This window comes from Streptomyces sp. NPDC088554 (assembly GCF_044752945.1).
GTDB lineage: Bacteria > Actinomycetota > Actinomycetes > Streptomycetales > Streptomycetaceae > Streptomyces.
In genome coordinates this window covers 191,688-213,405 of record NZ_JBIVMF010000001.1, presented here as the reverse complement: position 1 = coordinate 213,405, position 21,718 = coordinate 191,688, and the positions used below count along the sequence as shown (strand labels likewise).

The 21,718-nt window shown below is 75.7% G+C and carries 2 protein-coding genes; both read right to left on the bottom strand.

The annotated features are described in order from the left end of the window. Positions 1 to 29: 29 nt before the first annotated feature. Positions 30 to 6,230: a type I polyketide synthase gene (locus ACIP8W_RS00770; RefSeq protein ID WP_402201513.1), complete on the bottom strand. Its 6,201-nt coding sequence runs from the start codon at positions 6,228 to 6,230 to the stop codon at positions 30 to 32. 37 nt (positions 6,231 to 6,267) lie between these two features. Continuing rightward, positions 6,268 to 21,708: a type I polyketide synthase gene (locus ACIP8W_RS00765; RefSeq protein WP_402201511.1), complete on the bottom strand. Its 15,441-nt coding sequence runs from the start codon at positions 21,706 to 21,708 to the stop codon at positions 6,268 to 6,270. Between the last annotated feature and the right edge of the window lie 10 nt (positions 21,709 to 21,718).

Sequence of the window (21,718 nt, the reverse complement as noted above, 5' to 3'; positions counted from 1 at the left end):
GCCTTTCACGCGAAGAGAAACTCCCGGATTCACTTCTTTCGATCCTCCGGAACGGATTCTGGAACAACGGAATCGAGCCATCCGGCGATGGATTCGGCAGTCGACCGCACATTTCCTTCCATGATCGACCAGTGGTTCCCGGGAACATCCAGGACGGAATGCGCGGACGGCCACGAGGCACGCCAGTCGACGCCGCTCCCCGGTGCCGGTTCGGCCAGCGGCTCCGAGGCGCGGACCAGCAGGACGGGTGCCTCGACGGAGGGCGGCGTCCAGCCGTCGAGGAGCTGGAGATACCGGCCCATCGCGGTCAGCCGGGTGCCGTCCAGCGGCGCGGCCAGGTCCTCCCGCTCGAACACGCCGCGCATCAGCACGTCGTCGAACTGGGTCATCGCCTCGTCCCCGTACCGATAGGTGTCCAGCAGCACCACGGCGTCCGGGCCGGCCCCGAGCGCTTCGAGCCGGGCGGCCACGGCGTACGCCAGGAGCCCTCCGGACGAGTAGCCGAGCAGCACCTTCGGACGGTTCCCGAGCCGCTCCAGGACGATCCCGGTCTGGAACTCCAGCACCGCGGACAGCTCCGCGGGCAGCGGCTCCTCCGGTGCGAAGCCCGGCGCGTGCAGCGCGCCGACCCCGTACCGGTCCCCGACGGCGGAGGCGAAGCGGGTGTACTGGTGTACGCCTCCCAGGGCCACGATGGAGGGGAAGCAGACCAGCTCCAGCGCGTCGTCGTGGACCTTCAGCCGCAGCAGATCCGGCCGCCACTCGGGCGGCGGCGGCAGGTCGGCGCCGGACCGGTGGGTGGGCCGGAGCCCGGCGGCCTGCTGGAGGATCCGGACGCCGTCGTCGATCCTGCCCGCCTCGCACGCCTGCTGGAACAGGGCGCCGACCGGGTCGCGCGCCGGCTCACCGGCCGACCGCCCGGCCCCCGGGCCGGTGTCACGGGCCAGTTCGGCCCCCAAGTGCTCGGCCAGCCGGACCGGGGTGCCGCAGTCCAGCACGGCGGTGGGGCGCAGCCGCAGATCGAGCGCGGCCGAGAGCCGGTTGCGCAGTTCGATGGCGGTCAGCGAGTCGAAGCCGCCCTCCAGGAAGGCGTCCCCGGCGGGCAGCGCCTCCGGGTCGGTGTGGCCGAGCACCTCGGCCGCCTGTGCCCGGACCAGCCGCAGCAGGATCCCGCCCCGCTCCGCCTCCGACGCCGCCGCCAGCCGGGGCCGCAGCGAGGTGTCCTGGGCCGGACCGGTCCGCCGGGCGGGGGTCCGTACCAGCGAGCGCAGCAGATGCGGCACCGGGCCGCTCCGGGCGGCCGTCAGGTCGAGCCCCATCGGTACGAGAACCGGGTCCTCGCTCGCGAGCGCCGCGTCGAACAGGGCGAGGCCCTCCTCGGTGGGCAGGGCACGCGCCCCGCCGCGCGCCATCCGTCGCAGGTCGGTGTCGGTGAGGTCGGCGGTGAGCGCGGTGCGCTGCTCCCACAGCCCCCAGGCCAGGGACGTACCGGGCAGTCCCGCGCGGCGGCGGGCCGCCGCGAGGCCGTCCAGGAAGGTGCTGGCGGCCGCGTAGGCGGCCTGCCCGGGGCTGCCCAGGACACCGGCGGCGGAGGAGAACAGGACGAACGCGGACAGGTCGTGATCGCGGGTCAGCTCGTGCAGGTTCCAGGCCCCGTCGGCCTTCGGGCGCAGTACGGCCGACAGCCGCTGCGGGGTCAGCGCCTCCAGCAGCCCGTCGTCCAGCACACCGGCCGTGTGCACGACGGCCCGGAGCGGGTGGCTCCCGGGGATCGCCGCGAGGACACCGGCCAGCGCTTCCCGGTCGCCCGCGTCGCACGCGGCGACGGTGACCTCGGCGCCCGCCCCGGTCAGCTCGTCCGCGAGGGCGGCGATGCCCTCGGTGGCGGCGCCCCTGCGGCCGAGCAGCAGCAGGTGCCGTACGCCATGGGCGGCGACCAGGTGCCGGGCCACCAGGGAGCCGAGGGTGCCCCCGCCGCCGGTGACCAGGACGGTGCCCTCCCCGTCGAACGGGGCGGCCGGTGCACGGTCGGCGGCGGGCGGGCGGATCAGCCGGGGGATGTGCACGGTGCCGCCGCGCAGCGCCAGTTGGGGTTCGTCGGCGGCGAGGGCGGCGCCGAGGGCGGCCGCGAGACCGTCGCCGCCGTCGGTGTCCAGCAGCGTGAAGCGGCCGGGGTGTTCGTGCTGCGCCGTGCCCAGCAGTCCCCGGACGGCGGCGGCCACCGGGTCGACCGGGATGTCACCGAGGTCGATCGCGCCCCGGGTGAGGAACACCAGGCGCGTACCGGTGCAGCGGGGCTCCGCCAGCCAGCGCTGGACAAGGTCCAGTGCCGCGTCGGCGGCGGCGCGGACCGCCTCGGGTCCGGTGCCCCGAGCCGGGGGGCAGAGGGCGAGTACGGCGTCGGGCGGTCCGGCGCGGTCCGCGGGGGCTGCGGGGTCCGCCGGGGCCGCCAGATCTGCCGGGGCCGCGTACCGCCTGGCCGGGAAGCCGGCCGGCAGCAGCCCCTCGTCCACGGGGCCGAGCACGCCCCACGTACCGGTGGCGGGGCCACCGGCCGACGGCGACGGCGTCCAGTCGAGGCGGAACAGCGACCGCTGGGACACGGCGGGCGCGGCGGCCGCCCGTACGGTCAGCGCGCCGACCGTCACGACCGGGCGGCCGGTGCGGTCGGTGACCCGCAGGGCGACGGCGCCGTCGCCCTGGGGCGCGGGGCTCAGCACCACCCGCAGGACCGGGTCGGCCACCGGGGCGACCGCCACGTCGTGCCAGGAGAAGGGGAGCCGTACGCCTCCCGTCCGGTCCTCGTCCGCCGCCCCGGGGCGCAGGGCGATCGTCTGCAACGCGGCGTCGAGCAGCGCCGGGTGGACCGCGAAGCCGGTCTCGCGCGCGCCCTGCGCCGCCTCGGGCAGGGCCACTTCGGCGTAGACCTCCTCGCCGAGGCGCCAGGCGGCGCGCAGGCCCTGGAAGAGCGGGCCGTAGTGGACCCCGACCGCCTCGAAGCCGTCGTACACACCGTCGATGGCGAGCGGCTCGGCGCCGTCGCCGGGCGGCCACGGCCCGGGTTCACCGGCGTCCGGCGCGGGGACCTGGGCGAGAACGCCCTCCGCCTGGAGCAGCCACGCCTCGGCGCTGTTGGGGTCGTCGGGGCGGGAGTACAGCGCGATGGTCCGGCGCCCGTCGGGGTCGGGCGGGCCCACGGTCAGCCGCAGCCGCAGCCCGCCGTCGGCGGTCGGCACCAGCGGCGAGACCAGGGTGAGTTCCTCCACCGTCGCGCAGCCGACATGGGCGGCGGCGTGGGCCGCCATCTCCAGGACCGCGGCGCCCGGCAGCAGGACTGTACCGGAGACCGCGTGGTCGGCCAGCCACGGATGGGTGCGCAGCGAGAGCCGCCCGGTGAAGAGCACGCCCCCGCCGTCCGGCAGGTCCACGGCGGCACCCAGCAGCGGGTGGCCGGTGGGTTCCTGGCCGGCCGACTCCGGGTCCCCGGCCGACGCGGGCACGTCCAGCCAGTAGCGCGCGCGCTGGAAGGCGTAGGTCGGCAGGTCGGTACGGCCGGCCCCGGTGCCGTCGAACTCCCGTCGCCAGTCGACGGATACGCCGTGCGCGTGCGCCTCGCCCAGCGCCAGCAGCATCCGGCGCCGGTCGCCCTCGTCGCGCCGCAGGGTGCCCAGGACGACGGTGTCGTCGGCCCCGGCGTCGGCGGCGGCGTCGGTGATGCCGTAGGCGAGCAGCGGGTGCGGGCTCACCTCGACGAAGGTGCGGTGCCCGGCGTCGAGCAGCAGGCGTACGGCGTCGTGGAAGCGGACGGTCTGCCGCAGATTGCGGTACCAGTAGTCGTGGGTGAGGTCGTCGGGGCCGATCCAGTCGGCGTCCACCGTGGACAGCAGGGGTACGGCGGGGGCGCGCGGGGTGAGACCGGCCAGGTCCTCGCGCAGCTGGTCCCGCACGGTGCTCACGTCGTCGGAGTGCGAGGCGTAGTCCACCGGGATGGACCAGGCCATGACGCCCTCGGCGGCGAGTTCGTCGACGAGCGCGCCGACCTCGTCGCCGGTGCCGGTGACGACCTGCACCCGGGGGCCGTTGACGGCGGCGACCGTCACCTTGCCCGAGTGGCGTTCCAGGTACGGGGCGAGTTCGGCCGGGGAGAGCAGCACGGTGGCCATCCCACCGCCACCGGCCAGGCCCGACAGCGCCCGGCTGCGCAGCGCCACCACGCGGGCCGCGTCCTCAAGGGTGAGGGCGCCCGCGACGCAGGCCGCGGCGACCTCGCCCTGGCTGTGGCCGACGACCGCGGCGGGCTCGACCCCGTACGAGCGCCAGAGCGCCGCCAGCGACACCATCACGGAGAACAGGACGGGCTGGATCACGTCCACCCCGTCCAGGGCGGGCGCGCCCGGCTCGCCGCGCAGCACCGCGCTCACCGACCAGCCGGTGTACGGGGCGAGCGCGCGTTCGCACTCGGCCATCCGCCGGGCGAACGCGGGGGATTCGTCGAGCAGTCCGGTGGCCATGCCGGGCCACTGCGTGCCCAGTCCGGGGAAGACGAAGACGGCCTTGCGGACGGTGGCCGCGCGGCCCGTCGCGACCGCCGGGTCGGGCCGTCCCCCGGCCAGCGCGGCCAGACCCGCCAGCAGGGCGGGGCGGTCCTCGCCGACGACGACGGCGCGGTCGCGGAACAGGGACCGCCCGGTGGCCAGCGAGAAGCCGACGTCCAGGGGGCGTACGGAGGGGGCGGCGGACAGATGGGCGTGCAGGGCGGCGGCCTGGCCGCGCAGCGCCGGCTCGTCCCGGCCGGACACCACCCAGGCGACGGGTCCGCGCGCCGTGTCCTCGGCCGGGGCCTCGGGTGCGGCGGGCGGGGCCTCCAGGACGGCGTGGGCGTTGGTGCCGCTGATGCCGAAGGAGGAGACCCCGGCCCGGCGCGGGTGGCCGGTGTCCGGCCAGGGGGTGGCGGCGGTGAGCAGGGCGACGTGTCCCTCGCTCCAGTCCACCTGCGGGGTGGGCCGGTCGACGTGCAGGGTTTTGGGCAGCAGGCCGTGCCGCATCGCGAGCACCATCTTCATGATGCCGCCCACCCCGGCGGCGGCCTGGGTGTGGGTGACGTTCGACTTCATCGAGCCGAGCAGCAACGGCCGGTCGGCGGGCCGGTCCTGGCCGTACGTGGCGAGCAGCGCCTGGGCCTCGATGGGGTCGCCGAGCCGGGTCCCCGTGCCGTGCGCCTCCACCGCGTCGACCTCGTCCGCGCGCAGCCCCGCCGAGGCCAGGGCCTGACGGATGACACGCTGCTGGGAGGGGCCGTTGGGGGCGGTCATGCCGTTGCTGGCGCCGTCCTGGTTGACCGCCGTGCCCCGGACCAGCGCGAGCACCGGATGGCCGTTGCGCCGCGCGTCCGACAGCCGCTCCAGCAGCAGGACGCCGACGCCCTCGCCGAACCCGACACCGTCGGCGGCCGCGGCGAAGGACTTGCTCCGGCCGTTGGCCGCCAGACCGCGCTGGCGGCTCATTCCGACGTACGGGTTCAGGGTGGACATCACCGTGACACCGCCCGCCAGGGCGAGGCCGATCTCGCCGGACCGCAGCGCCTGGCAGGCCAGGTGGACGGCGACCAGCGACGAGGAGCACGCGGTGTCGACCGTGACGGCCGGCCCCTCCAGCCCCAGGGTGTAGGCGACGCGTCCGGTCAGAACGCTGGGCACCGTGCCGCCCATGAACGCCTCGACGTCCTCGGGCAGCCGGGTGAACCGCGCGAGGTACTCGTTGTACATGATCCCCGCGTAGACGCCCGTGGTGCTGCCGTGCAGCGACTTCGGGTCGATCCCGGCGCCTTCGATCGCCTCCCAGCAGGTCTCCAGCAGCAGCCGGTGCTGGGGGTCCATGGCCTGTGCCTCACGGGGCGAGATCCCGAAGAACGCCGCGTCGAAGTCGGCCGCGCCCTCCAGGAAGCCGCCCTCCGTGACGTACGAGGTGCCCCGGACGTCGGGGTCGGGGTCGTACACCCCGGTGATGTCCCAGCCCCGGTCGGTGGGGAACCCGGTGACGGCGTCGCGCTCCTCGGCCAGGAGCCGCCACAGCTCCTCGGGGGTACGGACCCCGCCGGGGAACCGGCAGCTCATCGCGGTGATGGCGATCGGTTCCCGGGAGACGTCCAGCAACCGCCGGTTCTCGTCGCGCAGCCGCTCGTTCTCCAGCAGGGAGGCGCGCAGCGCCTCGACCACCTTGTCCTGGGACATCCCACTCCTCACAGATCGTTCCGGGGCCGGTTCGGTGTCAGGCACTCTCGTCCCCCAGCGCCAGCCGTACGAGGGCGTCCGCGTCCATCTCCTGGATGCGGCCCGTGGGTTCGGCGGACTCCGGGGCGCCGTCGGCGCCGTCCCCCGCTCCGTCCGGCTCCGCCAGCTTCAGCAGGGCCTGGAGCAGGCCGGAGGCGCGGAGCCGGTCCGCCGGGATACCGGCCAGGGTCCGGCTGATCTCGTCGTCGGCCACGGCGGGTGCCGGGGCCGCGGCGGTGGCCGTGACGAGCCGCTGCGCGCAGTACGCGGCGACGGCGGCCGGGCGCGGGTAGTCGAACACCAGGGTGGCGGGGAGCCGCAGCCCGGTCGCCGTGTTGAGCCGGTTGCGCAGCTCCACCGCGGTCAGCGAGTCGAACCCGAGCTGGCTGAAGGCGCGTTCGGGGTCGACGGCCGACGCCCCGGCGTGGCCGAGCACATCGGCGGCGTGCGCGCACACCAGGTCGGCCAGGACCGTACGGGCCTCCTCGTCGGACAGGCCCGCCAGCCGTTGGCGCAGCCCGTCCGCGCCGTCGGCGCCGACGCCGGTGGCCGCCGTACGGCGCTCCGCGCCACGTACCAGCCCCCGGAAGAGGGCCGGTACGCCGACGGTGCCGGCCCTGGCCCGCAGCCGGGCCAGGTCGAACCGGACCGGCACCAGCACCGCGTCGGTCCTGGCGAGCGCGGCGTCGAACAGGGCCAGCCCCTCGTCGGCGCCGAAGGCCCCGACCCCGCTGCGGGAGACCCGCCGCAGGTCGACCTCGTCGAGGGTGCCGGTCAGGGTGGAGCGGTCGGCCCACATGCCCCAGGCGAGCGAGTGGGCGGGCAGACCGGTGGCGCGGCGGTGCTCGGCCAGCGCGTCCAGGAAGGTGTTGGCGGCGGCGTAGTTGCCCTGGCCCGAGCTGCCCAGGGTGCCGGAGGCGGACGAGAAGAGCACGAAGGCGGAGAGCGGCAGCTCCCGGGTCAGCTCGTGCAGGTGGACGGCGGCGTCCGCCTTGGGGCGCAGGACGTGGTCCAGGCTCTCCGGGGTGAGCGAGCCGATCACCCCGTCGGCCAGGACACCGGCCGCGTGGACCACGGCGGTCAGCGGGTGCGGCTCGGGGACGGCCGCGAGCAGCGCGGCCAGGGCGTCCCGGTCGGCGGTGTCGCAGGCGGCGGCCGTCACCTCGGCGCCCAGGGCGGTGAGTTCGTCCACCAGGGCGAGCGCCTCGGGGGTGTCGGCGCCGCGCCGCCCGGTCAGCAGCAGATGGCGCACCCCGTGGGTGGCGACCAGATGGCGGGCCACCAGGGAGCCGAGGAGGCCGAAGGCTCCGGTGACCAGCACCGTCCCTTCGGAGTTCCAGGGCGCGGCGACGGCGTCGTCGGGCGCGGGTGTCCGCGCCAGCCGGGCCACCAGCGTCCGCCCGTCCCGTACCGCGATCTGGGGTTCCGCGGCGGCGAGGGCGGCGGGCAGGGCCGCGAGGGCCTCGGCCGGGTCCTCGGCGTCCGCGAGGACGAACCGGTCGGGGTGTTCGGACTGTGCCGAGCGCACCAGTCCCCATACGGCGGCGGCGGCCAGGTCGCCGATGTCCTCGCCGGGCGCGGTGGCGACGGCGCCCCGGGTGATCAGGGCCAGCCGGGTGTCGGCCCAGCGGTCGTCGGCCAGCCACGCCTGGAGCAGCCGCAGCGTCTCGGCCAGGACGGTACGGGCGGCGTCGGCGCTGTTCCCGCCGGACGGGCAGACCGCGACGACCACGTCGGGCAGGGCCGCGTCCGCGTTGTTGACGGACTTGGTGAGCGCGTCGAGGTCCGGGTGGGTGTCGGGCAGCAGCGCTCGCGCGCCGAGCGCGGCCCACCGGCCGACGGGCGGTCCCGCGAGGGCGGGCAGCGCGGTCCAGTCCAGCCGGAACAGCGCGTCGCGCCCGGTCCCGACGGCGCCGCGCAGGGCGTCCTCGGTGGTCGACCGGGTGACCAGCGCCGCCACGTCGACGACCGGCAGGCCGGCCGGGTCGGTGGCGCTGACCGCCACGGACCCGCTGTCGTCGGGGCTGAGGCGGACGCGCAGCTCGGTGGCGCCGGAGGCGTGCAGGCGTACGCCTTCCCAGGAGAAGGGCAGCCTGGCGCCGCCGGACTGCTCCCCGTCGGCCGCGAAGACCGGCCACAGGCCGTGCAGGGCCGCGTCCAGCAGCGCCGGGTGTACGCCGAACCCGGCGGCCTGGGACCGCTGGTCCTCCGGCAGCCGTACTTCCGCGTAGATGTCCCGGCCCAGGCGCCAGGCGGCGCGCAGACCGTGGAAGGCGGGGCCGTAGCCGTAACCGCCCTCGGCGAACCGCTCGTAGAGGTCGGCGACGGGCAGCGGCTGCGCCCCGGCGGGCGGCCACGCCCTGCCGTACGGGTGCCCGGCCGGACCGTCCGCCTCCGTCGCGGGGGCGAGGGCTCCGGTGGCGTGCCCGGTCCACGGCGTACCGATGCCGTCCGCCCCTCGGGAGAACACGCCGAGGGTGCGCCGTCCGGCGCTGTCGGGCGCGCCGACCCGTACCTGGATCTGGACGGCCGCGTCCCGGTCGAAGACCAGGGGGGCTTGCAGGGTCAGTTCCTCGACCCGGGGGCAGCCCGCCTCGTCCCCGGCCCGTACCGCCATCTCCACGAAGCCCGTGCCGGGCAGCAGCACCACGCCGAAGACGGCGTGGTCCGCGAGCCAGGGGTGGGTACGCGTGGACAGGCTTCCGGTGAGCAGGAGCTCCCCGGTGTCGGCGACCTCGATGGCGGCGGAGAGCAGCGGGTGACCGGTGGCGCCGGGGCCCTGGTCGTGGTGGGTGGCGGGCGGCAGGATCCAGTAGTGGCGGCGCTGGAAGGCGTAGGTCGGCAGTTGCGTCCGGCCCGCCGCGGGGATGCCCGCGGCCCAGTCCACCGTGCCACCGCGGACCCACAGTTCGGCCGCGGACAGCAGGACGCGGCGCGGTCCGCCCTCGTCACGGCGCAGGGTGCCGAGCACCAGGGCCTGGCGTCCGGCGTCCTCGACGGTCTCCTCGATCGCCATGGTCAGCACGGGGTGCGGGCTGACCTCGACGAAGGTGGTGAACCCCTCGGCGGCCAGGGCGCGCACGGCCGGGCCGAACCGGACGGTCCGGCGCAGGTTGCGGTACCAGTACCCGTCGTCGAGGCCGGCCGTCTCCAGCCAGCCGCCGTCGACGGTGGAGTACATCGGTACCTTCGCCCCGACCGGGGTCAGTCCGGCCACGGCGTCCATGACCTCGTCGTGGATCTCCTCGATGTGGGCGGTGTGCGAGGCGTAGGCCACGTTGATCCGCCGGGCCCGTACGCCCTTCGCCGCACAGTCCGCGAGCAGCGCGGTCAGGGAGTCGGGATCGCCCCCGACCACGGTGGTGGCGGGGCCGTTCAGCGCGGCCACCGACAGGGCGTCGGCCCAGGGCGCGAGAGCGGCCCGCGCCGCGTCCTCGGGGAGCGCCAGCGACACCATGCCGCCGCGTCCGGACAGCGCGCCCAGGGCCTGGACACGCCGTGCCACCAGCCGCGCGCCGTCCGCCAGGGAGAGGGCTCCCGCCACCACGGCGGCGGCGATCTCGCCCTGGCTGTGGCCGACCACCGCGTCGGGTTCGACGCCGTACGACCGCCAGAGCGCGGCCAGCGACACCATCACGGCCCACAGGGCGGGCTGGACCACGTCGTCCCGCTCCAGCGAGGGGGCGCCGGGCTCCCCGCGCAGGACGGCGGTCAGCGACCAGTCCACGTACGGGGCGAGGGCGGCCTCGCACGCGGCCAGCCGCTCCGCGAAGACCGGGGCGTCGTCCAGCAGCCCGACGGCCATGCCGACCCACTGGGACCCCTGGCCGGGGAAGACGAACACGACGGGGCCCGAGGTGTCGGCGACGCCGTGGACGAGCCCGGACGCCGTCGCGTCGCCGTCGGCGAGCGCGGCCAGCGCGGCGGGGTGCCCGGGGCCGTCACCGACCAGGACGGCGCGGTGCTCGAACGCGGTACGGGCGGCCAGGGCCCGGCAGATGTCGGTGGCCGGGAGGTCCGGCGCGCCGTCCAGATGCGCCGTCAGCCGCTGCGCCTGGCCGCGCAGGGCGTCCGGGGACTTCGCCGACAGCGGCCAGGCGACGACGGGCGGCGCGGCGCCGGTCCCGGGCTCCACCGGGCCGGAGGCCGGCTCCGGGGCCTCCTCCGGGGCCTGTTCCAGGATCACGTGGACGTTGGTGCCGCTGATGCCGAACGCGGAGACACCGGCGCGGCGGGGGCGGCCGGTCTCCGGCCACGGGCTCGGGGCGGTGGCCACCTCGACGGCGCCCGCCGTCCAGTCGATCCGGGTCGAGAGCCGGTCGGCGTGGAGGCTGGACGGCACCTGCGCGTGCTGGAGCGCCAGGACGGTCTTGATCACGCCCGCCACACCGGCGGCGGCCTGGCTGTGGCCGATGTTGGACTTCAGGGAACCGATCAGCAGCGGCCGGTCCCCGGTGCGCTCCTGCCCGTACGTGGCGATCAGCGCCTGGGCCTCGATGGGGTCGCCGAGCCGGGTGCCGGTGCCGTGCGTCTCGACGACGTCGACATCGGCCGGGGAGAGCCGGGCGTTGGCCAGGGCGGCCCGGATGACCCGCTGCTGGGAGGGGCCGTTGGGCGCGGTCAGGCCGTTGCTGGCGCCGTCCTGGTTGATGGCGCTGCCGCGCAGGACGGCCAGCACGGGGTGACCACGACGGCGCGCCTCGGAGAGCCGCTCCAGCAGCACCACGCCGACGCCTTCGGCCATGCCCATGCCGTCGGCGTCGTCGGAGAACGCCTTGCAGCGGCCGTCGGCGGCCAGGACGCGCTGGCGGGAGAAGCCGACGAAGACGCCCGGGTTGGCCATCACCGCGACGCCGCCGGCCAGCGCGAGCGAGCAGTCGCCGACGCGCAGGGACTGGACGGCGAGGTGCAGTGCGACCAGGGAGGCGGAGCAGGCCGTGTCGACGGTGACCGCCGGGCCCTCCAGGCCGAGGGTGTAGGAGATCCGGCCGGAGAGCACGCTGGCCGCGCTGCCGGTGAGCAGGTAGCCGTCGTTCTCCGGGGACTCGGCCGCCCAGATGCCGTAGTCGTGGTAGTTGGCCCCGGCGAAGACCCCGGTGGCGCTGCCGCGCAGCTCTTCCGGGTCGATGCCGGCCCGTTCCAGGGCCTCCCAGGTGGTCTCCAGCAGCAGTCGCTGCTGCGGGTCCATCGTGACCGCCTCGCGCGGCGAGATACCGAAGAAGTCGGCGTCGAACTCACCGGCGTCGTGGAGGAATCCGCCGTGCCGCACATAGGAGGCGCCGGGCTGGTCCGGGTCGGGGTCGTACATCTTCTCCAGCGGCCAGCCCCGGTTGTCCGGGAACTCCGAGATGACGTCGTCACCGTCCGACAGCAGCTGCCACAGCTGTTCTGGGGTCTGCACCCCGCCGGGGAAGCGGCAGCTCATGGAGACGATCGCGATGGGCTCGTCCTCCTGTGCCGCGGTGCTGGTGGACGCGGGCGGTACGGCGGCGGGGGCCTCGCGTACGCCCAGTACCTCGGCGCGCAGATGCTCGGCGAGGACGGCCGCGGAGGGGTAGTCGAAGACCAGGGTGGCCGGCAGCGCCAGGCCGGTGGCGGTCCGGAGCCGGTTGCGCAGTTCGACGGCGGTGAGCGAGTCGAAACCCAGCTCCCGGAACGCCTTGCGGGCGCTCAGGTCCTCCGGGGACGCGTGGCCGAGGACGGCGGCGGCGTGGGTGCGTATCAGCTCCAGGGCCGCGCGGCGCTGCTCGGCCTCGGCCAGCCCCGCCAGCCGCTGCCGGAACGCGGAGACGGCCGGGGCCCCGGCGTCCGTGCCGGTGGCGGCCTCCTCCAGCTGACGCCTGGCCTCCGGTACGCCGGTGAGCAGACGGCTGGGGCGTACGGAACCGAAGACCGCCGCGAACTGCTCCCAGTCGATGTCGGCGAGGCCGATGACGGTCTCGTCGTCGTCCAGGACCTGCTGGAGTCCGGCGAGCGCGGGCCCGGACTCCAGGAGCCGCAGCCCCTGCTTCCGCACCCGGTGGACGGTCTCGGCGGCGGTGCCGTCGGCCCGGTTGGCCGCCGCCCAGATGCCCCAGTCGACGCTGGTGGCGGTCAGCCCCCGGGACCTGCGGTGTGCGGCGAGGGCGTCGAGGCAGGCGTTGCCCGCGGTGTAGGCGGCGTGGTCGCTGCTGCCCCACACACCGGCGATGGAGGAGAACAGGACGAAGGCGTCCAGTTCGCGGTCGAGCAGTTCGTCCAGGTGGCGGGCGCCGTCCGCCTTGGCGGCGACGGCCTCGGCGAAGTCGGCGAGCGAGGTGCCGTCCAGGGTGCCGAGCCGGATGTGGGCGGCGGCGTGGAAGACGGCGGTGACCGGGGTGCCCCGCTCGTCCAGCGTGGCGAGCAGCCGGGCCAGCTGGTCGCGGTCGGAGACGTCGCAGACGGGCAGGGACACCTGGGTGCCCAGCTCGGCGAGTTCGGCCCGCAGCGCGTCCGCTCCCGGTACGTCGGCGCCGCGCCGGCCGGGCAGCACGAGGTGTTCGGCGCCGCCCCGGGCGAGCCAGCGCGCGATGTGCGGCCCGAGGCTGCCCGTACCGCCGGTGAGCAGGACGGTGCCGCGCGGCTTCCAGGCGGGCCGGGTGCCGGTCGGGCGGGCGGCCCGGACCAGGCGGCGGCCGAGCAGCCCGGACGGGCGGAGGGCGAGCTGGTCCTCGCCGGTGGCCCCGGCGAGGACGGCGCGGAGCCGGTCGCGGGAGGGGGCGTCCAGGGCCTGCTCCAGGTCGATCAGGCCACCCCAGCGGGCGGGGTGTTCCAGCCCGGCGACCATTCCGGCGCCCCAGATCAGCGCCTGGTGGGGGGCGGTGAGCGGGTCGGTCCCGCCGGTGGACACGGCGCCGCTGGTGGCGCACCACAGCGGGGCCTCGATCCCGAGGTCGCCGAGCGCCTGGACGAGGACGAGGGTGAGGGCCGTGCCCGTGGGGATGGCGGGGTGGTCGGTGTGCGGCTGTCCGGCGATGGCCAGCAGGGACAGGACGCCCTGCGGGGTGTGGCCGTCCAGGGCGGCGGTGAGCAGCTCCGCCAGGGCGGCGCGGTCGGCGTCGCCGTCCGTGAGCCGTACGGTCACGGGCGCGGCCCCGGCCTCGGTGACGGCCAGGGCGGCGTCCCGGACGAGCGGATCGTCGTCGTGCCCGGCGGGCAGGACGAGCAGCCAGGTGCCGGACAGCGTGGCGGCGGACGGGTCGGGGACCGGCTTCCAGTCGACGCGGTAGCGCCAGGTGTCGACGGTCGCGTTCTCCCGCTGCCTGCGGCGCCAGGCGCTCAGGCCCGGCAGCACCGTACCGAGCGCTTCGGCATCCACCTCCAGGTCGCCGGCGGCCCCGGCGGCGTCGCCGCCCTCGACGAGCTGCCAGAACGCGGTGTCCACCGCGTCCGTGGCGCCGGTACCGGCGGCCGGTTCGGGGGCCTTCGGCCAGTAGCGCCGGTGGTCGAACGGGTAGGTGGGCAGCTCCGTACGGCGGGCGTCCGTGCCCTCGAAGAGGACCGGCCAGCGCACCGGGACACCGCGCACCCACAGTTCGGCCGCCGAGGTGAGCGCGCGGGCGAGACCGCCCTCGTCCCGTCGCAGCGTGCCGGTCACCACGGCCTGCGGGGCGTCGGCGTCCTCCAGGGTCTCCTGGAGGGCCATGCCGAGGACCGGGTGGGGCGAGACCTCGACGAAGACCTCGTGCCGCTGGGCGGCCAGGGCGCGTACGGCCCCGTCGAACTCCACGGTCTCGCGCAGGTTCTGGTACCAGTACCCGGCGTCCATCTCCGTGGTGTCGAGCCAGTCCCCGGTGAGGGTGGAGAAGAGCGGCACCCGCCCGGCGACGGGCCGGATGCCGTCCAGCGCCGTCAGCAGTTCCGCGCGGATCCGCTCGACGTGTACGGAGTGGGAGGCGTAGTCCACCGCGACGGTACGGGCCCGTACGCCGTCCTGCTCGCAGACGGCGAGCAGCTCGCGCAGCGCCTCCGGGTCACCGGAGACGACGACCGCGGACGGTCCGTTGACGGCGGCGACGGAGAGCCGTCCCGGCCACCGCTCGACGAGGGCGGCGGCCCGCTCGCGCGGGACCGCCAGCGACATCATGCCGCCGTGCCCGGCGAGGGCGAGCAGCGCGCGACTGCGCAACGCCACGACCTTGGCGCCGTCCTCCGGACAGAGCGCTCCGGCGACCACGGCGGCGGCGATCTCGCCCTGGCTGTGGCCCAGTACGGCGTCGGGCTCGACGCCCCAGGAGCGCCACAGGGCGGCCAGCGAGACCATCACGGCCCACAGGGCGGGCTGGACGACGTCGACCCGTTCGAAGGGGGGCGTGCCCGGTTCGCCGCGCAGGACGGCGCCGAGCGACCAGTCGACATGCGGCCGCAGGGCCTGCTCGCACGCGTCCATGGACGCGGCGAACACCGGTGAGGTGTCCAGCAGTTCCACCGCCATGCCGGCCCACTGGGCGCCCTGTCCGGGGAAGACGAACACCCGGCGGCCGTCGGTGTCGGCCTCGCCGCGGATCAGCCCGGGGGCGGTGTCGTCGCCGTCGGCCAGCCCGTCCAGGGCGGCCGTCGGGGCCGTACCCCCGGCGCCGATCAGCACCGCGCGGTGTTCGAAGGGGGCGCGGCCGGTCGCCAGCGAGTAGCCCGTGTCCAGCGGCTCGGGGGCGCCGTCCCGGCCGAGGTGGTCGCGCAGCCGCTGGGCCTGGCGAGCCAGGGCGCGCGGGGTCTTGGCCGAGAGCGGCCAGGGGACGACGGGCGCCGCGCCGGGCGCGGGCCGCCGCGGCGCGGGCTCGGCGGGGGCGGGCGGGGCCTGTTCGAGGATGACGTGCGCGTTGGTGCCGCTGATCCCGAACGACGAGACGCCCGCCCGGCGTACGCGGTCGGCGTCGGGCCACTCCCGGGCCTCGGTCAGCAGCCGTACCGCGCCCTCGGTCCAGTCGACCTCGGGCGTCGGCTCGGTGACGTGCAGGGTCTTCGGCAGCACCCCGTGCTCCAGCGCCAGCACCATCTTGATGATGCCCGCGACCCCGGCGGCGGCCTGGGTGTGCCCGATGTTGGACTTCAGCGAACCGAGCCACAGCGGCCGGTCCTCGGGCCGGTCCTGGCCGTACGCCGCCAGCAGGGCCTGCGCCTCGATCGGGTCGCCGAGCCGGGTGCCCGTGCCGTGCGCCTCCACCGCGTCGATGTCGGTGGTGGTCAGCCCGGCGTTGGCCAGGGCCTGGCGGATGACGCGCTCCTGCGACGGGCCGTTCGGCGCCGTGAGCCCGTTGGACGCGCCGTCCTGGTTGATCGCGGAGCCGCGTACCACGGCGAGGATCCGGTGGCCGTTGCGCTCGGCGTCGGACTGCCGCTCGACGAGGAGCATGCCGACGCCCTCGCCCCAGCCCGCGCCGTCGGCGGTGGCGGAGAAGGACTTGCAGCGGCCGTCGGCGGACATGCCGCCCTGCTCGGAGAACTCGACGAAGAGGCCGGGCGTCGACATGACCGTGATACCGCCGACGAGCGCCATGTCGCACTCGCCGGCCCGCAGTTCCCGTGCCGCGAGGTGCAGCGCGACCATGGAGGAGGAGCAGGCCGTGTCGACGGTGACCGCCGGGCCCTCGAAGCCGAAGGTGTACGACAGCCGGCCGGACATCACGCTGAGGGCCGTGCCGGTCAGCGCGTGGCCCTCGGCGTTGTCGGACGCCTCGTGCAGCCGGGTCCGGTACTCCTGGTCGAAGCTGCCCACGAACACGCCGGTCATGCTGCCCTTGAGGCCGGTCGGGTCGATGCCGGCGCGTTCGAAGGTCTCCCAGGCGGTTTCGAGGACGAGCCGCTGCTGCGGGTCCATCGCGAGCGCCTCGCGCGGGGAGATGCCGAAGAAGCCCGCGTCGAAGCCCGCGGCGTCGGCGAGGAAGCCGCCCCGGTCGGTCACGCTGGCGCCGGGGGCGAGCACCCAGCCCCGGTCGTCGGGCAGTCCGGTGGTCGCGTCCGTGCCCGAGGCGACCAGCTCCCACAGCTGTTCCGGGGTGGCGATCCCACCGGGGAAGCGGCAGGCCATGCCCACGATCACGATCGGGTCGTCGGCGGTGTCCGCCCTGGCCGGTACGCGGGCGGCCGGGGCCCCCGCGACGGCGCCGCCGAGCCGCTCCAGCAGATGGTCGGCGAGTACGCCCGGGTTGGGCCGGTCGAAGACGAGGGTGGCGGGCAGCCGCAGTCCGGTCGCCTCGTTGAGCCGGTTGCGGAACTCCACGGAGATCAGCGAGTCGAAGCCCAGCTCCTTGAACGGCCGGTCCGCCGAGAGCGCGTCGGTGCCCGCGTGGCCCAGCACCGCGGCCGCGTGCCGCGCCACCAGCTCGACGAGTACGCCCCGGCGGTCCGCCTCGGGCAGCGCCGCCAGCCGCTCGCGCAGCCCGCCGCCGAAGCCTTCGGCGTCCAGGACCGCGCGGCGCCTCGGCGCCCGTACCAGCTTCCGCAGCAAGGACGGCACCCGGCCGCCCGACAGGGCCCGCTCCCGCAGCACCCGGAGGTCCCAGTGGACCGGGACCAGCAGGGCTTCGCCGCTGCGCCAGGCCGCGTCGAGGAGGCCCATGCCCTCGTCCTCGGTGAGCCCGATCACGCCGATCCCGTCCAGGCGGCGCAGGTCGGTGTCGCTCAGGTTGGCGGTCAGCGCGCTGGCCGTCGCCCAGAAGCCCCACGGCAGCGACAGCGCGGCCAGGCCCTGGGCGCGCCGCTGCTGGGCGAGCGCGTCGAGGAACACGTTGGCCGCCGCGTACCCGGCCTGGCCCGCCGAGCCCATCACTCCGGACAGGGACGAGAACAGGACGAACGCCGCCAGGTCCAGCTCCGCGGTCAGCTCGTGCAGATGGAGCGCGCCGTCCACCTTGGGGGCCAGCACCCGGGCCAGCCGGGTGGCGTCGAGGCCGGTGACGATGCCGTCGTCCAGGACGCCCGCCGTGTGGAAGACACCGGTCAGCGGGTGCTCCGGCGGGACGGCGGCCAGGAGTTCGGCCACCGCCGCGCGGTCGGCCACATCACAGGCGGCGGTCCACACCTGGGCGCCGAGGTCCGCCAGCTCCTGTACGAGGGTGCCGGCGCCGTCCGCCCGCTCTCCCGAACGGGAGGTCAGCAGCAGGTTCCGTACGCCGTGTTCGGTGACCAGGTGCCGGGCGAGCAGCCCGCCCAGCAGGCCGGTGCCACCGGTGATCAGGACCGTGCCGTCGGGGTCCAGGGCGCGCGGCACCGTCGGTACGGCCTCGCCGGTGTGCCGGACGAGCCGGGGGAGGTACGCCTGCCCGCCCCGGAGGGCGAGCTGCGGTTCCTCGTCGTCGGTGAGGGCTGCCAGGGCCTGCCAGGACGCGGCGGAGCCGTCGGTGTCGACGAGCAGGAACCGGCCGGGGTTCTCGGACTGGGCCGACTTCACCAGCCCCCAGACGGCGGCGCCGGCCAGGTCGGTGAGGAGTTCGCCGGGGTGCGTGGCGACCGCGCCCCGGGTGACGACGATCAGGCGCGAGCCCTCGAAGCGGTCGTCGGCGAGCCAGTCCCGCACCCGGCCGAGCGCCCGCTCGACCGTGCCGTGCACCTGGGCGGCGATGCCGTCCGCCGGGGTGGCGCCGACGACGGCGACGACCGTCGGCAGTACGGCATCGGGGGCGGTGCCCTCGACCAGCGTCACCGCGTCCGGGTGGACCGGGGCGTCCGGCCTGGGAGCGTCACCGAGCACCGCGGGGAGGGTGCCGGGGTCGGCGAGGAAGGCGTACGCGGGGACGTCGGGGGCGGGGTCGCCCACGAGTTCGGGGGCGTGTTCCCAGGCGACCCGGAACAGGCTGTCCTGGGTGGTGTCGGTGTCGCTCTCGCCGGAGGTGAGGTCGCGCAGGGCGAGGCTGTCGACGACGGCGACCAGGTCACCGGCGCGGTCGGCGACGGTGGCCGACATGCCGTCCGTACCGGACCGGGTCAGCCGGACCCGCAGGGCCGAGGCGCCGGACGCGTGGACGCCCACACCGGACCAGGCGAACGGCACCCGCAGCCGGCCCTCGCCCTCCTGCGGGAGGACGAACAGCGAGGCGTGCAGGGCGGCGTCGAGGAGGGCCGGGTGGAGGGCGTAGGAGGCCGCCTCGTCCCGTACCGCGTCGGGGAGCCGGACCTCGGCGTAGACCGCGTTGCCCTGCCGCCAGGCGGCCGTCAGCCCCTGGAAGGCGGGGCCGTAGCCGTACCCGGCCTCGGCCAGGTCATCGTAGAAACCGTCCACGGGCAGGGCCTCGGCGGCCACCGGCGGCCAGGTGCGGGCCCAGTCGGTGTCCACGGGGGCGGCCGCGTCCTCGGTCAGCAGGCCCTGGGCGTGCCGGGTCCACGGGGCGCCCTGGTCGGCGTCCTGCGGCCGGGAGTACACGGCCACCGGCCGGCGGCCCTCGGCGTCCGGGGCGCCCACCGTGACCTGGACGGCGACGCCGCCCTGGAGCGGGAGGACCAGGGGCCGGGTCAGCGACAGCTCCTCCAGGCCCGCGCAGCCGGCCTCGTCACCGGCCCGGACCGCCATCTCCACCAGCGCCGTGCCCGGGACGAGGATCGTGCCCCCGGCGGCGTGGTCCGCCAGCCACGGCTGTGTCCGGAGCGACAGCACACCGGTGAGGAGGAACCCGTCGACATCGGCCAGCGCCACGGTGGCGCCGAGCAGCGGGTGGCCGGAGGCCGACAGACCCACCCCGCGGACGTCCCCGCGGCCGGTGCCCGGACGCGGCCAGTAACGGGTGTTCTGGAAGGCGTACGTCGGCAGCGCGGCCGTCGGGCCCGCACCGAGCACGGCGGACCAGTCGACGGGGACGCCGTGGGCGTACAACTGGCCCAGGGAGGAGAGGAGTTCGCGCTCGTCCTCCCGTTCCCGGTGGAGGGTGCCGACGACCACGTGCGCGGACCCGGTGTCCGCCAGGCTCTCCTGGAGCCAGACGGTCAGCACCGGGTGCGGGCTGGACTCGACGAACGTGTCGTGGCCCGAGGCGATCAGCGCGCCGACGGCCTCGTGGAACTCCACCGGCTCCCGCAGATTGCGGTACCAGTACGCGGCGTCCAGACCCGTGGTGTCCAGGACCCCACCGGTCACGGTCGAGTAGAAGGGAACGTCCGAGCGGCGCGGGGTCACCCCCGCGAGCACGTCCAGCAGCTCCTGGCGCAACGCGTCGACCTGGGGCGAGTGCCCGGCGAACGTCACCCCCGGGATCATCATCCGCTGCACACCGTCCTGGGACAGCTGCTCGCCGAACTCCTCCAACGCCTCCGGATCGCCCGAGACCGTCACCGAGGCGACCCCGTTGACCGCCGCGACACCCAGCCGGTCGCCCCAGGGCGCCAGCCGCTCCCGTACCTCGGCCGCCGACCTGACGACGAACAGCATCGCCCCCCGGTCCGCCAGCGCGAGCAGCGCCCGGCTCCGCAGCGCGACGACCTTCGCACCGTCCTCCAGGGACAGCGCACCCGCCACCACGGCGGCCGCGATCTCCCCCTGCGAGTGCCCGATGACGGCCGCCGGCTCGACACCGTACGACCGCCACACCTCCGCCAGCGACACCATCACGGCCCACAACGCGGGCTGCACCACATCGATCCGCTCCAGCGAGGGGGCGCCGGGCTCGCCGCGCAGAACGGCGACGACCGACCAGTCCACATACGGGGCGAGAGCACGTTCACACGCGGCCAGCCGCTCCGCGAACACCGGCGAGGAGTCCAGCAGCCCGGCCGCCATCCCCTCCCAGTGCGACCCCTGCCCCGGGAAGACGAAGACCGCGCCCGTGCCGAAGTCCCCCGCGTTACCGGCGTTCTCCCCGGCGGCCACGGCGGCGAGCCCGTCCAGCAGCTCCTGCCGGTCCCGGCCGACGACCACCGCGCGCTGCTCCAGCGCCGCGCGCGTGGCGACCAGCGAACGGGCCACGGTCGCCGGGGTCAGCTCCGGCCGCTCCTCGACGTACGACCTGAGCCGCTCGGCCTGTCCCCGCAGACCCGCCGCGCCCCGGCCCGACACCACCCACGGCACGAGACCGGTCCCCGCCGCCACGCCCGGGGCGGGGTCGGCGGACGCGGACTCCTCGGCCTCGGGGGCCTGTTCGACGATGACGTGCGCGTTGGTGCCGCTCATGCCGAAGGAGGAGATGCCCGCCCGGCGCGGCCTGCCGGTCTCCGGCCAGGGGCGCTGCTCGGTCAGCAGCCGTACGCGGCCGGAGTCCCAGTCCACGTGCGGGGTCGGCGCGTCCACGTGCAGGGTCCGGGGCAGCACCCCGTGCCGCATCGCCATGATCATCTTGATGACGCCGGCCACGCCCGCGGCGGCCTGGGTGTGCCCGATGTTCGACTTCAGCGAACCGAGCCACAGCGGCAGTTCCTCGGCGCGGTCCTGGCCGTACGCCGCCAGCAGCGCGTCGGCCTCGATCGGGTCGCCGATCCGGGTACCGGTGCCGTGCGCCTCGACGGCGTCCACCTCGGCGGGCGACAGCCCGGCGTCGGCGAGCGCGGCCCGGATGACCCGCTGCTGGGAGGGGCCGTTGGGCGCGGACAGGCCGTTGCTGGCGCCGTCCTGGTTGACGGCGCTGCCGCGCAGGACGGCGAGCACGGGGTGGCCGTTGGCGCGGGCGTCGGACAGCCGCTCCACCAGGAGCACGCCGATGCCCTCGCCCCAGCCGGTGCCGTCGGCCGCGGCGGCGAACGCCTTGCAGCGGCCGTCGGCCGCGAGGTTCTTCTGCCGGGCGGTCTCGACGAAGACCGTGGGGGTGGCCATCACGGCCACGCCACCGACGAGCGCGAGTGAGCACTCGTCGTTGCGGAGGGACTGCGCCGCCAGGTGCAGCGCGACCAGCGAGGCGGAGCAGGCGGTGTCGACGGTGAGCGAGGGCCCTTCCAGACCCATGACATAGGAGATACGCCCGGACGCGACACTGACCGCGTTGCCGGTCAGTACGAAGCCCTTGACCTCCTCGGGCGCCCCGTCGGTCAGCGACATATAGCCGTAGTCGATGGTGGAGGCGAACACTCCGGTACGGCTGCCGCGCAGCGAGAGCGGGTCGATCCCGGCCCGTTCGACCGTCTCCCAGCAGGTCTGGAGCATCAGCCGCTGCTGCGGGTCCATGGCCAGCGCCTCGCGCGGCGAGATCCTGAAGAAGTCCGCGTCGAAGTCGGTCGCGTCGTCCAGGAAAGCCCCGTGGAGAGGTGCTCCCGAGCCGGCCAGCGCCTCGATGTCCCAGCCGCGGTCGGCGGGCATGCCCCCGTAGACGTCCCGGCCGGACTCGACCAGCTCCCACAGATCCTCGGGGTTGCGCACACCCCCGGGGAAACGGCAGTTCATCGCGACCACGGCGATGGGCTCGTGGCTGCGCTCCTCGACGTCCTGCAACCGCCGCCGGGTCTGCTGGAGATCGATCGTCACGCGGTTGAGGTAGTCGCGGAGCTTCTGTTCGACCTGCTCACTCATGGGGCATCTC

Excerpts from the sequence above, each read along its gene's own strand:
- ACIP8W_RS00770 (WP_402201513.1), bottom strand. The coding sequence starts at position 6,230 with ATGTCCCAGGACAAGGTGGTCGAGGCGCTGCGCGCCTCCCTGCTGGAG.
- ACIP8W_RS00765 (WP_402201511.1), bottom strand. The coding sequence starts at position 21,708 with ATGAGTGAGCAGGTCGAACAGAAGCTCCGCGACTACCTCAACCGCGTG.